This is a genomic window from Citrobacter sp. Cf132, assembly GCF_030333885.1.
In the GTDB taxonomy this organism is placed as follows: domain Bacteria; phylum Pseudomonadota; class Gammaproteobacteria; order Enterobacterales; family Enterobacteriaceae; genus Citrobacter; species Citrobacter freundii.
On record NZ_JAOWFA010000057.1, the window covers coordinates 260,569 to 273,667 of the forward strand.

Annotated in this window: 13 protein-coding genes, 1 tRNA gene and 2 pseudogenes; 9 read left to right on the plus strand and 7 right to left on the minus strand. The window is 52.8% G+C overall.

What is annotated here, in order from left to right:
• Positions 1-39 precede the first annotated feature (39 nt).
• From OGV85_RS14600 to OGV85_RS14625, 6 genes are read left to right on the plus strand one after another with little or no spacing between them, the layout of a single operon-like run.
• Complete coding sequence (locus tag OGV85_RS14600; protein ID WP_003027538.1) at positions 40-777, plus strand: heme ABC transporter permease; 738 nt, start codon at positions 40-42, stop codon at positions 775-777.
• Positions 774-986 (plus strand): heme exporter protein CcmD, encoded by a 213-nt coding sequence (ccmD, locus tag OGV85_RS14605; protein WP_003027536.1) that lies wholly within the window; start codon positions 774-776, stop codon positions 984-986. The genes OGV85_RS14600 and ccmD overlap by 4 nt, the downstream gene beginning before the upstream one ends.
• Positions 983-1,462, plus strand: a complete 480-nt coding sequence (gene ccmE, locus OGV85_RS14610) for a cytochrome c maturation protein CcmE (RefSeq protein ID WP_016150677.1) — start codon at positions 983-985, stop codon at positions 1,460-1,462. Before ccmD ends, ccmE begins: the two co-directional genes overlap by 4 nt.
• Positions 1,459-3,414, plus strand: coding sequence for a heme lyase CcmF/NrfE family subunit (locus OGV85_RS14615; RefSeq protein WP_003027529.1), 1,956 nt, complete (start codon positions 1,459-1,461; stop codon positions 3,412-3,414). Before ccmE ends, OGV85_RS14615 begins: the two co-directional genes overlap by 4 nt.
• Positions 3,411-3,968 (plus strand): thiol:disulfide interchange protein DsbE, encoded by a 558-nt coding sequence (gene dsbE, locus OGV85_RS14620; RefSeq protein WP_061548530.1) that lies wholly within the window; start codon positions 3,411-3,413, stop codon positions 3,966-3,968. Before OGV85_RS14615 ends, dsbE begins: the two co-directional genes overlap by 4 nt.
• Positions 3,965-5,014 (plus strand): cytochrome c-type biogenesis protein CcmH, encoded by a 1,050-nt coding sequence (locus tag OGV85_RS14625; protein WP_003027521.1) that lies wholly within the window; start codon positions 3,965-3,967, stop codon positions 5,012-5,014. The genes dsbE and OGV85_RS14625 overlap by 4 nt, the downstream gene beginning before the upstream one ends.
• A 101-nt stretch (positions 5,015-5,115) precedes the next feature.
• Here OGV85_RS14625 and narP read toward each other — a convergent pair whose 3' ends face one another.
• Positions 5,116-5,763: a nitrate/nitrite response regulator protein NarP gene (gene narP, locus OGV85_RS14630; protein WP_003027518.1), complete on the minus strand. Its 648-nt coding sequence runs from the start codon at positions 5,761-5,763 to the stop codon at positions 5,116-5,118.
• A gap of 208 nt (positions 5,764-5,971) precedes the next feature.
• Between narP and OGV85_RS14635 the strand changes: the two are divergent.
• Positions 5,972-6,094, plus strand: a pseudogene (locus OGV85_RS14635) (transposase); the annotation flags it as partial.
• 322 nt (positions 6,095-6,416) lie between these two features.
• On the opposite strand, the gene OGV85_RS14640 reads toward OGV85_RS14635, so the two are convergent.
• On the minus strand, positions 6,417-6,659 hold the full coding sequence (locus tag OGV85_RS14640) for a DinI-like family protein (protein ID WP_286553692.1): 243 nt from the start codon (positions 6,657-6,659) through the stop codon (positions 6,417-6,419).
• A 219-nt stretch (positions 6,660-6,878) separates the two neighbouring features.
• On the opposite strand from OGV85_RS14640, the pseudogene OGV85_RS14650 reads away from it, so the two are divergent.
• A pseudogene (locus OGV85_RS14650) lies at positions 6,879-7,020 on the plus strand (S24 family peptidase); the annotation flags it as partial.
• Positions 7,021-7,396: 376 nt separating this feature from the next.
• Here the strand turns inward: OGV85_RS14650 and OGV85_RS14655 are convergent.
• The 3 genes from OGV85_RS14655 to OGV85_RS14665 all read right to left on the minus strand — a co-directional run bounded on the left by OGV85_RS14655 (position 7,397) and on the right by OGV85_RS14665 (position 9,567).
• A tRNA-Pro gene (locus tag OGV85_RS14655) sits at positions 7,397-7,473 on the minus strand.
• A gap of 74 nt (positions 7,474-7,547) precedes the next feature.
• Entirely contained in the window at positions 7,548-9,308 is a 1,761-nt protein-coding gene (gene yejM / locus OGV85_RS14660; RefSeq protein WP_003027509.1) for an LPS biosynthesis-modulating metalloenzyme YejM, read from the minus strand.
• Between the two features lie 31 nt (positions 9,309-9,339).
• Positions 9,340-9,567 carry a YejL family protein gene (locus tag OGV85_RS14665; protein ID WP_003027506.1) on the minus strand — a complete coding sequence of 76 codons (228 nt, stop codon included), beginning with the start codon at positions 9,565-9,567 and terminating at the stop codon, positions 9,340-9,342.
• A gap of 134 nt (positions 9,568-9,701) precedes the next feature.
• Here OGV85_RS14665 and yejK point away from each other — a divergent pair, with 134 nt between their 5' ends.
• The gene (gene yejK / locus OGV85_RS14670) at positions 9,702-10,709 is read left to right on the plus strand and encodes a nucleoid-associated protein YejK (protein WP_003027504.1); all 1,008 of its coding nucleotides are present in this window, start codon (positions 9,702-9,704) and stop codon (positions 10,707-10,709) included.
• A 120-nt stretch (positions 10,710-10,829) separates the two neighbouring features.
• Here the strand turns inward: yejK and rplY are convergent, their stop codons facing one another.
• Both rplY and radD read right to left on the minus strand, forming a co-directional pair.
• Positions 10,830-11,114 carry a 50S ribosomal protein L25 gene (gene rplY / locus OGV85_RS14675; protein WP_003027502.1) on the minus strand — a complete coding sequence of 95 codons (285 nt, stop codon included), beginning with the start codon at positions 11,112-11,114 and terminating at the stop codon, positions 10,830-10,832.
• Between the two features lie 124 nt (positions 11,115-11,238).
• Positions 11,239-12,999, minus strand: coding sequence for a DNA repair helicase RadD (gene radD / locus OGV85_RS14680; RefSeq protein ID WP_044701147.1), 1,761 nt, complete (start codon positions 12,997-12,999; stop codon positions 11,239-11,241).
• Between the last annotated feature and the right edge of the window lie 100 nt (positions 13,000-13,099).

Here is a 13,099-nt window from a genome sequence, read left to right on the forward strand (position 1 = left end):
CACAACGGATTTTAATTTATGGAGTCTGGTGACTGAACTATGTGGAAAACACTTCATCAATTGGCGATGCCCCCTCGGCTCTATCAGATCTGTGGCTGGTTTATCCCGTGGCTGGCGATTGCCAGCGCGGTGGTACTGATAACGGGATGGGTCTGGGGCTTTGGTTTTGCGCCTGCAGACTATCAGCAGGGGCAGAGCTATCGCATTATTTATCTGCACGTTCCGGCGGCAATCTGGTCGATGGGCATTTACGCCTCGATGGCCGTTGCCGCGTTTATCGGCCTGGTCTGGCAGATGAAAATGGCCAATCTGGCGCTGGCTGCGATGGCGCCGATTGGTGCAGTGTTTACCTTTATTGCGCTGGTGACAGGTTCCGCATGGGGCAAACCGATGTGGGGAACCTGGTGGGTTTGGGATGCCCGACTCACCTCTGAACTGGTGTTGCTGTTTCTCTACGTTGGCGCCATTGCTCTGTGGCATGCCTTTGATGACCGCCGTCTGGCAGGTCGTGCCGCCGGTATTCTGGTGCTGATTGGCGTGGTCAACTTACCGATTATCCACTACTCGGTTGAGTGGTGGAATACGCTGCATCAGGGTTCTACCCGCATGCAGCAAAGCATCGATCCGGCGATGCGTACGCCGCTGCGTCTGGCGATCGTCGGCTACCTGTTACTGTTTGTCACGCTGGCGCTGATGCGCATGCGTAACCTGATTTTGATGATGGAAAAACGCCGCCCGTGGGTGAGCGAACTGATCTTAAAAAGAGGCCGCCAATGACCCCTGCATTTGCATCATGGAGTGATTTTTTCGCGATGGGCGGCTACGCCTTGTATGTCTGGCTTGCCGTAGCGATGAGCGTTATCCCGCTGGTGGTGCTGGTAGTGCATTCCACGTTACAGCATCGCGCAATTTTACGCGGTGTAGCGCAGCAGCGGGCGAGAGAAGCACGTATGCGTGCGGCGCAAGTGCAACGGGAGGCGGCGTGAATATTCGACGTAAAAATCGGTTATGGATAGCCTGTGCGGTACTGGCGGGTCTGGCTTTGACCATTACGCTGGTGCTTTATGCGCTGCGTTCCAATATTGACCTGTTCTATACGCCGGGAGAGATACTCTACGGTAAGCGCGAAACGCAGCAGATGCCTGAAGTCGGTCAGCGCCTGCGCGTGGGCGGTATGGTGATGCCCGGTAGCGTAAAGCGCGATCCGCAGTCGTTGAAGGTGAATTTCAGCATCTATGACGCCGAAGGTGTAGTGGATGTAACCTATGAAGGTATTCTGCCGGATCTGTTCCGCGAAGGGCAGGGTGTTGTTGTTCAGGGCGAACTGAACGAGGGAAATCATGTACAGGCCAAAGAGGTTCTGGCCAAACATGATGAAAATTACACCCCGCCGGAAGTTGAAAAAGCGATGCAGGAAAACCATCGTCGTCCGGAAAGCGTGTATAAGGATAAAACGTCATGATGCCTGAAATTGGCAATGCGCTGTTGTGCCTTGCGCTAGGCGTGGCGTTACTGCTGTCGGTCTATCCGCTGTGGGGCGTAGCGCGCGGCGATGTGCGGATGATGGCTTCCGCGCGGCCCTTTGCCTGGGTGTTATTTATCTGTGTGATGGGCGCGTTCCTGATTCTGGTCAACGCCTTCGTGGTTAATGACTTTACCGTCACCTACGTCGCCAGCAATTCCAATACCCAGCTTCCGGTCTGGTATCGGGTGGCAGCAACCTGGGGCGCGCATGAAGGCTCTCTTCTGCTGTGGGTGCTGCTGATGAGCGGCTGGACGTTCGCCGTTGCGGCATTCAGCCAGCGTATGCCGCTGGACATCGTCGCCCGCGTGCTGGCGGTGATGGGGATGGTCAGCGTTGGCTTTCTGCTGTTTATTCTGTTTACCTCCAATCCATTTGCCCGTACGTTGCCCAACTTCCCTATTGAAGGGCGCGACCTGAACCCGCTGTTGCAGGATCCGGGGCTTATTTTCCATCCGCCGTTGCTGTACATGGGGTATGTCGGTTTCTCCGTGGCCTTTGCGTTTGCGATTGCCGCGTTGATGAGTGGCCGACTGGACAGTACCTTCGCCCGTTTTTCGCGTCCGTGGACGCTGGCGGCGTGGGTGTTCCTGACGCTGGGTATTGTGCTCGGTTCCGCCTGGGCCTATTACGAGCTGGGCTGGGGCGGCTGGTGGTTCTGGGATCCAGTTGAAAACGCCTCGTTTATGCCATGGCTGGTGGGAACGGCGCTGATGCACTCGTTGTCGGTCACCGAACAGCGTGCCAGCTTTAAAGCCTGGACGCTGCTGCTGTCAATCTGCGCCTTCTCGCTTTGCCTGTTGGGGACTTTCCTGGTGCGCTCCGGCGTGCTGGTGTCGGTGCATGCTTTTGCCTCCGATCCGTCGCGCGGGATGTTTATTCTGGCCTTTATGGTATTAGTGATTGGCGGCTCCTTGCTGCTGTTTGCGGTTCGCGGTCACAAGGTCCGCTCACGGGTAAACAACGCGCTGTGGTCGCGTGAATCTCTGCTGTTGGGCAACAACGTTCTGCTGATTGCCGCCATGCTGGTGGTGCTATTGGGTACGCTGCTGCCGCTGGTGCACAAACAGCTGGGGCTGGGTAGCATTTCGATTGGCGAGCCGTTCTTCAACACCATGTTTACCTGGCTGATGGCACCGTTCGCGCTGTTGCTGGGAATAGGGCCATTAGTGCGTTGGGGCCGTGACCGACCGCGTAAGCTGAAAACACTATTGCTTGTCGCGTTTGTCACCACGCTTGTTATGTCGCTGCTGCTGCCGTGGCTGTTTGAGGATCGCATTGCGGCGATGACCGTCGTGGGTCTGGCGATGGCATGCTGGATATTTGTGCTGGCGGTGTCCGAAGCGTTCCTGCGTGTTTCCCGCGGAACGAAGTTAACACCAAGCTATTGGGGCATGGTGTCGGGCCACGTTGGGCTGGCGATTACTATTGTCGGTATTGCCTTTAGCCAGAACTACAGTGTTGAACGCGATGTGCGCATGAAGGCAGGTGATAGCGTCAGTATCCATAACTATCAGTTCACGTTCCGCGAAGTGAAAGATATTACCGGACCTAACTACCGGGGCGGTGTCGCCATTATTGGCGTTACCCGAGATGGTAAACCAGAAGCCACGCTGCATGCGGAAAAACGCTTCTATAACAGCACCAGTTCGATGATGACCGAAGCGGCAATTGACGGCGGATTCACACGCGATCTGTACGCTGCGCTGGGTGAAGAACTGGATAACGGCGCATGGGCTGTGCGTCTGTACTACAAACCGTTTATTCGCTGGATTTGGGCCGGAGGATTGCTGATGGCGCTGGGCGGATTGTTCTGCCTGTTTGATCCACGCTATCGTCAGCGCACGCGTCCTCGCGCCGCGGTGCAAAAAAATGCGTCGGAGGCTGTATGAAGCGCAACGCACTGTTAATTCCGTTTATTATTTTTCTGATCATTGCGGCGGCGCTGCTGTGGCAGCTGGCGCGTAACGCTCAGGGGGACGATCCCACTAATCTGGAGTCGGCGCTGATCGGCAAACCCGTTCCGACATTCCGCCTGGAGTCGCTGGAAAATCCGGGTCAGCATTATCAGGCCGATGTGCTGACCCAGGGCAAACCGGTACTGCTGAACGTCTGGGCGACCTGGTGTCCGACCTGTCGCGCCGAACATCAGTACCTGAATCAGCTGTCTGCGCAGGGCGTGCGGGTAGTGGGTCTGAACTATAAAGACGATCGTCAGAAAGCCATTGTCTGGTTGAAGGAGCTGGGCAATCCTTACTCATTAAGCCTGTTTGACGGCGACGGTATGCTTGGTCTGGATCTTGGCGTGTACGGCGCGCCGGAGACGTTCCTGATCGACGGTAACGGTATTATTCGCTATCGCCGCGCCGGTGATTTGAATGCCAGGGTGTGGGAGAGCGAGATCAAACCGTTGTGGGATAAGTACAGTAAGGAGGCTGCGCAATGAGATTTTTACTGGGCCTGCTGATGCTGGTTATCTCGGGATCCGCGCTTGCGACCATCGATGTGATGCAGTTTAAGGATGAAGCGCAGGAGCAGCAGTTCCGTCAGCTTACCGAACAGTTGCGCTGTCCTAAATGTCAGAACAACAGTATTGCCGATTCTAACTCGATGATTGCCACCGACCTGCGTCAGAAAGTGTACGAACTGATGCAGGAAGGAAAAAGTCAGAAAGAGATTGTCGACTACATGGTGGCGCGCTACGGCAACTTCGTCACTTACGATCCGCCGTTGACGCCGCTTACTGTGCTTTTGTGGGTGATGCCGGTGGTCGCGATTGGTCTGGGTGGCTGGATTATTTTCGCCCGTACTCGCCGACGTGTCCGGGTGAAACAGGAAGAGTTTCCTGATGACGTTATCCCGGATGGCAAGCGCGGTGGATTCGGGTTGTTTGTGCCCGGCATCGTGGTGGCGCTGGTCGTGGGTGCGGTGAGCTATTATGAAACCGGCAACTATAAGCAGGTTCAGGTCTGGCAACAGGCCACCGCTCAGGCTCCGGCGCTGCTGGAGCGGGCGTTGGATCCAAAAGCTGATCCGCTCAATGAAGAAGATATGACGCGTCTGGCGTTGGGTCTGCGCACTCGCTTACAAGCCGATCCTACCAACGTTGAAGGTTGGATCATGCTTGGGCGCATTGGCATGGTACTTGGTAACGCCAGTACGGCCACTGAAGCCTATGCCAATGCTTATCGACTGGATCCGAAAAACAGCGATGCTGCGCTGGGCTATGCGGAAGCGCTGACCCGTTCTTCCGATCCTGACGATAACCGTCGAGGAGGGGAGCTGCTACGCCAGTTGGTACGCGGCGAACATGCCAACGTGCGGGTTCTCAGCATGTATGCGTTTAACGCTTTTGAACAGCAGCGCTTTGGCGAGGCGGTTGCGGCATGGGAGATGATGCTGAAATTATTACCGGCCAATGATACCCGTCGGGCGGTGATAGAACGCAGCATTAAGCAGGCGATGGAGCAGCTAACGCCGCAGGAGAAGTAAGAGTGGAAGATGCCGGATGGCGACGCAAAGCGTCTTATCCGGCCTACTGATGCACGTGACTTGTAGGCCCGATAAGCGTAGCGCCATCGGGCAATATCTGATTACTGCATGCCGCGTGTTTGTAAAAATAGAATGGTGGCAGCTACACGAGAACGCACGTTGAGTTTGCGCAGCAGATTGCGAATATGCACCTTCACCGTCTGTTCAGAAATATTCAGTACTGATGCAATCTGTTTGTTCGACAGCCCCTGAGCAAGTTCATGTAACACATCCAGTTCGCGTTCGGTGAGAACGCTGAATGGGTCTTCCTGAGCGCCAAACAGGTCGCGCTCGCGCAAATATTCGCTGACGCGGGTACTAAAGGCTTTACCACCTTTGGCACCACTGCGAATAGCCTCCAGCAGGACTTCAGGATCACTGTCTTTAAGCAAATAACCATCCGCGCCGGCATCAATTAGAGCATACACATCGTTGGCGGCATCCGATACGGTAAGAATAATAATTTGCGCGGTGACGCCATCCCGACGCAGCGCATTCAGGGTATCCAGTCCGCTCATCCCTTTCATATTGAGATCCAGTAGGATCACATCAAGGTCCAGGCGGTTTGCCAGGTCGATAGCGCTGGCGCCATCACCCGCTTCCGCGACTACGTTAAAGGCGGGATCAAGTTGCAATAATTGACTAATTCCTCGCCGCATCAGTGGGTGGTCGTCAACAATCAGCACCCGAAAAGGCGTTGCTTCAGGCATACTATTCTCCTGAGTTTTTATTAGTATCATTATTGTTTTCAGCGCATCAATCGTCCAGATTCATCACGCTGATGAGAGGATAAATTTTACCCCAATTTGTGCATGGGTAAGTAGTAAAACCTGTACAGATGTAAGTATCCCACATAATCGTGCCATTCATATTTAGAGATCCTCCGGCATAATCAATCTGCCAACAAAGGAGATCACTATGCGTAAAGCCCGTTTTACTGAGCATCAGATCATTGCCGTAATTAAATCGGTTGAATCCGGACGAACCGTTAAAGATGTCTGCCGGGAGGCCGGTATTTCTGAAGCCACCTACTATAACTGGTTGTTGCAAAGGATTGTTCAATGGTGAATAATTTTCATTGGTATTATTTTTCTTGAAGTTGTCGCTTTGTTCTAATATATGATAACCATAGGTTACTGAATCATATCAAGCAGTGTTCCTTTGCCGATATTTGGCGTAATAACGGAAATCATTAAAGATGACCTGGCTGGCCAATTGATGGTGAGTCGTAACGAGAGTTGCCGCAACCACACCGTATGCAAGAGCATGATTGCGGCCGACTGGCGAACGCTCGATAGTGCGAGTATTGAATGATTGCCAGTCACGGCGGATTGTACTTAAGCAATATGACGGTTCAAGGCGTTTAATCTGAAACCAGCCACATATCAACCTCTTCAAACATTTCCTGAACAGTACGGCTTATCTGCTCCTTCTCATGCTTACTGGCGTCAGTATTGATCGCCGGTAGTGTCATCATCGGTTTAACCCGAACATCAGCATCGGGGAAGATTCGCTGAACCCTCTTAGTAAATTCTCCCAGAATGATATCTTTTGCTCCGGGCAAACCATCAAAATTCCTTTTGTCATAAACGAGTTCCACGAACATTGCTTGTAGCTTCTCTACTGGATGTATATACAGTATTTATACTGTGTTTTTATCCGGTATTCAAGAGGGGTTAATTGGTGCTACGACGCAGCGATATTGAAATGGCCTGGCATGCTTCGATACAGAAAGAACCTAGTGGCAGGAAGACCGTCACCACATAGCGGTTTGTCCAGGAACTGAGCAAGGTTAACTGGAACTGGACAATGAAGCCACCTTTAGCCCCACCTGATAAATCTGGAGAACGGGAGCGCTGCCAGAAGATGGTGATGGCTACAATTCCTCACACGCAATATTTGGAGTTATCACGTACATCATTAATGATGCCAGGAACGCGGAGTTTGATGACTGCCCGATTATGTAGATAGAAACACACCAATGGGAAAGGATAATTATGCTTGTTTGATGGTTATTTAACCACTCATGAAATTGGTAATATTTTAGTTAAAAATATTAGATATCAATCACAAAGATTTAATGACAATTGTCTTTGAAATGACTATAAATCTACCCACTCGCTACGGATATAGCGTATCCAATATGCACTGCTGTGTGATTACGGGTGTCTGTGGATGTCAGCAGGCACCCGGTTTTTCATCATCGACTACACGCAGCAGCTACCATGCCTGGCAAATTCTATATTTGAGCGGTGTTTCTCCCCATTCATTCCCCAGAGCTTCCCCACTTAGAAAACAGGCATAAAAAAACCAGCCGTAACAGGCTGGTTCTTAGAGGATTTTTGGTCGGCACGAGAGGATTTGAACCTCCGACCCCCGACACCCCATGACGGTGCGCTACCAGGCTGCGCTACGTGCCGACGCTATGGCTGCTAATACTACTGCTTTCCGCTACGAATGCAAGAGCATGTCTCGCTAACTGATTTATAATTAATCAGTTAGCAATAAATCGCTTCTCATCCGTCAGAACCTGTAACAGCAGACTTAGCTGCGGTTTCTGATCTTTTATTTTCTCGCCGCGCAAATTATAGGTCTGATAATTACCGTTGTTGTTCAGCACCAGCGTCATCTCGGGTGTGGTAACGGCCATCGTGCTGCCGTCAGCGGCAGTAACCCAGTAATGGCGGCGAGTTGCATTGAACAGATCCTGCCCCTGCGAGTATTCGTTAGCAGGTGTACTGACGTGCAGTAGGCGCTGCATCAGCGTTGTCATCAGGTCCGTATGATCGGTAAGACTATTGATGCGCTGTGCAGGCGTTCCCGGCCAGTGAATAACCAGAGGAACCTGCAGATGGCCTCGCGACCAGGCAAAGTTGTTCTCTTCCTGCGTCAGTGGCACGCCCCGACCTGCGGTAATAATCACCACCGTGTTGTTCAGTTTGCCGGAGTCGCGCAGGGCGCTAATAACGCGGTTGATGTTGGCATCCACATCCTGAGCGGCGCTGGCATAGCGTTTGGCAAAATTCTTCTGGTTACTCTCATCAAGGTTGGTCCCGTTAAAGGAGACCCACGAGAACCAGCGGTTATCTTCCTGCGCGTAGCGTCCCAGCCAGTTAATCCACTGGCTTGCAGTTTGCTCGTCAGATTGCGTTTGCACGCTTGGCATGGAGAAATCTGATAGCAGCGCCTGGCGATAAAGCGGGCTGGTAAAGCCATCCGAGGAGAATAGCCCTAACTGATAGCCCTGCTGGTTCAGCGCGGAAATCAACGCCGCAGGCGTTCGGGTCGATAAAATCCCATCCATGTAGCTTGGTGAGACGCCGTAGAACAGGCCAAAAATCCCGTTATCTGTGGTGTTACCGGTGCTCATGTGACGCGTAAAGGAGATATTCTGCCCGGCGAATTCAGCCAGCGCAGGCATCTGCTTTTCAAAGCGTGAATAGTTCAGGCCGTCGACGGTGATTAGCAGGACGTTCTGGCCGGTGCCCATATCGCGATAGCGCAGTTCGCTCAGCGGGTACTGCACGGAAACTGCTTCCGGATTCCCCTGCTCGATCAGGCGACGCTGATACTCTTGCGCATCCAGCAGACCATGTTTTTCCAGGAACTTACGCGCCGTCATCGGGTAGGAGAGCGGCAGGTTCGCGCGCTGCATGGTAATCGGGCGATAGAAATTGGCATCCGCCCAGATATACACCACGTGCGAGGCGATAAAGCAAATGAAGAAGAATGCGGCTAATGGTTTGGCGAAGTGGCGACGACGCGTCAGGCTACGCAGCTTTTGCCAGCTCCAGGTCGCAAACAGCATTTCAATTAACAAAATCACTGGCACGCTGATAAACATCAGTTGCCAGTCACGCGCCGCTTCATTCTGGTCAGGATTGATGACCAGTTCCCAGACGATCGGGTTGAGGTGCAAATGGAAGCGGGTGAAAACTTCGCTGTCGATTAGCAACAGCGTCATGCCCACCGTCGCCAGAATAGCTGATAAGAATCGCATCAGCCTCTGGGACATGACGATAAACGTCAGGGGAAACAGGATTAGCAGATAGGTGGCAAACACCAGAAAACTAAAATGTCCGACCAGGCTTACATAGGAATAAATACGACCTGCAAGCGTTGTCGGCCAGTCGGCGACAAACAGGTAACGGCTACCGAGTACCACGGCCAACAGAATGTTGAACAAGGCAAACCAGTGCCCCCAGCTAACCATCTGGGAGACTTTCTCACGGTAGCGCTGACGATGAGTTACCATAAACTGTTGTTCGTTTCCCCGGAGCAGGCTCTTAATGCGCTTGGTCGTCGTTTACCGAAGACTGTAATGCGCGGGCAAAAGAGTTGGCAATCGCCTGGCGCTGGGCCGGTGCGATGCTTGTATTGATAAGGTTAGTCACCATATTTCCCAGTACCATCAGGGAAAGGTCGGTCGGCGCCTTATGTTTTTCCAGTACGTTGAGCATCTCATTCAGCAGTTGTTCAACGTGTTCGTCACTATAGCGGGAAATTTGTGGCATAAATCGAAATCAGTCTGTTCATGAAAGGGCAACATATTACCGTACAGACAGTTTTTTTTCTGCTTTTTTATCTTCTATTGCGTCACTGCCCGGCAGGTGGTTGAATACCGCCCGGTCTAAAAGGAGAGTTTATCATGAGTCTGGATATCAACCAGATTGCCCTGCACCAGCTTATCAAACGTGACGAGCAGAACCTTGAGCTGGTCTTGCGCGATTCATTACTGGAACCGACAGCGACGGTTGTCGATATGATGGCTGAGCTGCATCGGGTATATAGCGCCAAGAATAAAGCTTATGGCCTGTTTAGCGAAGAGAGTGAACTGGCACAAACGCTGCGTTTACAGCGTCAGGGCGAAGAGGATTTTCTGGCATTTAGTCGTGCCGCGACCGGACGCTTGCGGGACGAGCTGGCGAAATATCCTTTTGCCGACGGCGGCATTGTCCTGTTCTGCCATTACCGCTATCTGGCGGTAGAGTATCTGTTGGTCGCCGTGCTGAACAATTTAAGCAGCATGCGCGTCAATGAAAATCTGGATATCAATCCGACGCACTATCTGGACATCAATCATGCGGATATCGTGGCGCGTATTGATTTAACCGAATGGGAAACCAATCCGGAGTCCACGCGCTATCTGACGTTCCTGAAAGGGCGGGTAGGGCGCAAAGTCGCCGATTTCTTTATGGATTTCCTCGGTGCCAGTGAAGGTCTGAACGCCAAAGCGCAAAACCGTGGCCTGCTGCAGGCGGTCGATGACTTTACTGCCGAGGCGCAGCTCGATAAAGCTGAACGCCAGAACGTGCGTCAGCAGGTGTACAGCTACTGCAACGAACAGCTACAAGCCGGTGAAGAGATCGAGCTGGAGTCGCTGTCCAAAGAGCTTTCCGGCGTCAGTGAAGTTAGCTTCAGCGAATTTACCGCTGATAAAGGCTACGAGCTGGAAGAGAGCTTCCCGGCAGATCGCAGTACGCTGCGTCAGTTAACCAAATTTGCCGGAAGCGGCGGTGGGTTAACCATCAACTTTGACGCCATGCTACTGGGTGAACGTATTTTCTGGGATCCGGCTACAGATACTTTGACCATCAAAGGTACGCCGCCGAACCTGCGCGACCAGCTGCAGCGTCGCACGTCGGGCGGGAAATAAAACCGTTTGCCGGGTGAGAGCGTAAACGCCTTATCCGGTCGACGAGAACCATCAGTATCGATTACAAAATCCCATAAAAAAACCCCGCCTTGGCGGGGTTTTTCTTCAACTTGTTTGCGATTACGCGCGAACGAAGTCGATGTGAGACAGCTTCGGCTTGAACGGGTGACGCTGTACAGCCTGAGCTTTAACTTTAACTTCTTTACCGTCAACAACGATGGTCAGAACTTCGCTGTAGAATTCAGCTTTAGCTTGCATGTTCATAACTGCATCGTGATCCAGTTCGATAGCAATCGGGGCTTCTGCGCCACCGTAGATGATTGCCGGGAACTTGTTAGCGGCACGCAGGCGGCGGCTCGCACCCTTACCCTGCTCTTTACGTACTTCAGCGTTGATAGTAAACATTTAAATCTCTCTTTAATAATTCCTGCTACAGGCGACCCAGCAACAGGTAAGTGATCTGCTTTGCGTATGCAAAAGCGGGCGAGATTCTATACTCAAACGGCTGGTACATCAATCAAAAGTACGATTAACCGCGTAATTCATGTGCCCGACGAAAGCGTCCTTCATAATCGAAGACCTTTTCACGGACCTGCCAGTACTGACCTTTCATGCGCGCGACCACGAAATCAGGATGACGTAACAGCGCCTGCTGGGCGAGGATATCGGCGGCGGTTATCCAGCGTAAGGGAATGCCAGGCGTTCGGGTATGCGGGCGAATAAACAGTTGCTCGAAGGCTGTACGCTGCGCGGGAGTATGCAGGCGAAAGCGTTCGCTGACGTCAGCGCCATCTTCATCGTAATAGGTAATTTTCAGCCATTCGCCTTTTTCATCCTGCCCATTTTGTAGCGCCATCCCGCTGCAGCGCAGAACCAGCGCATCTTTAAGCCTGAGCGCGGCTTTCAGCATGTCATCCGGGTCAACCAGAACTGCGTCGCACTCCCTACAACGGCGGGCGGCGATGTCATTTTCCGCGTTGCACTGCGGGCAGTTTTTAAAACGGAAACGAAAATCGCACTGTTCGCGATGGCCGTCATCATCTTCAAACCATCCCTGACAGCGGCGGCCAAAGTGCTCAATCAGCGTGCCGTCGGCCGTTGTTTTGCCCCAGAAGGTGTTGGCGAAGCCGCAGGCAGGACAGAACACCTGTACTGGAACGTTGTCGCTTTTCCCTTTCGGCGCACCAACTTCCGGCGCGTACAGGTCGTGCGGGTTGCCAGCGTAATCGAGGATCAGACAGTCGGTTTTACCCGGCGCCAGGCGCAGCCCACGACCGACAATTTGTTGGTAAAGGCTAACTGACTCGGTCGGGCGCAGAATGGCGATAAGGTCGACGTGCGGGGCATCGAAGCCAGTGGTCAGGACCGACACATTCACCAGATAGCGAAAACGTTGGGCTTTGAACTCTTCAATCAGCACGTCGCGTTCGGCGCCAGGCGTGTCTCCGGTGATAAGTGCGGCGTCGTCAGCAGGCAGCAGACCCAGAATTTCTTTGGCGTGTTCAACTGTGGCGGCGAAAATCATCACCCCTTTACGCGTCTGGGCAAACTCGACAATCTGGCTGATGATATGCGGCGTTATTCGCTGCTGCTTTTTCAGCTCCTGATTCAGGTCCGCTTCGCTAAACAGGCCGTTACTTTGCGCCTGCAGGCGGCTGAAGTCATATTGCACTACCGGCATGTCGAGGCGTTCTGGCGGCGTCAGGTAGCCGTGTTTAATCATGTAGCGCAGCGGTAATTCATAAATGCAGTCGCGAAACAGTGCTTTTTCATCGCCGCGTACCATTCCGTGATAATGAAAATGATAAATCCAGCCTTTGCCCAAACGAAAAGGTGTGGCGGTAAGTCCGAGCAGGCGTAAGTGAGGATTTACTTTGGTCAGGTGAGTGAGGATTTGCTGATACTGACTCTCTTCATCATCGCCAATGCGATGGCATTCATCGACGATAAGCAGGGAGAATTCTCCCTGAAAGGCGTCCAGATTACGCGCTACCGACTGTACGCTGCCAAATACCACTTTTCCGTGGCTCTCTTTACGCTTCAGGCCTGCGGCAAAAATATCGGCTTCCAGCCCCAGCGCACAATATTTCGCATGGTTTTGTGCGACCAGTTCTTTGACGTGCGCCAGTACCAGTACGCGACCACGCGCTACGCGGGCCAGCTCGGCAATCACCAGACTTTTGCCCGCGCCGGTTGGCAGGACGATAACCGCCGGGGTGCGGTGGTGGCGAAAATGGTTGAGCGTGGCGTCCACGGCTTCTTTTTGGTACGGGCGAAGAGTAAAAATCATGGGCTCACTATGATAAACAATAACAAGGAGTAGTATGCCATGAATCATTTCTCTTGAGGGATGGTGTAACGCCGCTATACTGGGCGGATAACGGTCCCAC

What these genes read in the sequence shown, in the direction of transcription:
- OGV85_RS14600 (WP_003027538.1), top strand. Translation starts at nt 40, where the DNA reads ATGTGGAAAACACTTCATCAATTGGCGATGCCCCCTCGGCTCTATCAG.
- ccmD (WP_003027536.1), top strand. Translation starts at nt 774, where the DNA reads ATGACCCCTGCATTTGCATCATGGAGTGATTTTTTCGCGATGGGCGGC.
- OGV85_RS14615 (WP_003027529.1), top strand. Translation starts at nt 1,459, where the DNA reads ATGATGCCTGAAATTGGCAATGCGCTGTTGTGCCTTGCGCTAGGCGTG.
- dsbE (WP_061548530.1), top strand. Translation starts at nt 3,411, where the DNA reads ATGAAGCGCAACGCACTGTTAATTCCGTTTATTATTTTTCTGATCATT.
- OGV85_RS14625 (WP_003027521.1), top strand. Translation starts at nt 3,965, where the DNA reads ATGAGATTTTTACTGGGCCTGCTGATGCTGGTTATCTCGGGATCCGCG.
- narP (WP_003027518.1), bottom strand. Translation starts at nt 5,763, where the DNA reads ATGCCTGAAGCAACGCCTTTTCGGGTGCTGATTGTTGACGACCACCCA.
- OGV85_RS14640 (WP_286553692.1), bottom strand. Translation starts at nt 6,659, where the DNA reads ATGTTCGTGGAACTCGTTTATGACAAAAGGAATTTTGATGGTTTGCCC.
- yejM (WP_003027509.1), bottom strand. Translation starts at nt 9,308, where the DNA reads ATGGTAACTCATCGTCAGCGCTACCGTGAGAAAGTCTCCCAGATGGTT.
- OGV85_RS14665 (WP_003027506.1), bottom strand. Translation starts at nt 9,567, where the DNA reads ATGCCACAAATTTCCCGCTATAGTGACGAACACGTTGAACAACTGCTG.
- yejK (WP_003027504.1), top strand. Translation starts at nt 9,702, where the DNA reads ATGAGTCTGGATATCAACCAGATTGCCCTGCACCAGCTTATCAAACGT.
- rplY (WP_003027502.1), bottom strand. Translation starts at nt 11,114, where the DNA reads ATGTTTACTATCAACGCTGAAGTACGTAAAGAGCAGGGTAAGGGTGCG.
- radD (WP_044701147.1), bottom strand. Translation starts at nt 12,999, where the DNA reads ATGATTTTTACTCTTCGCCCGTACCAAAAAGAAGCCGTGGACGCCACG.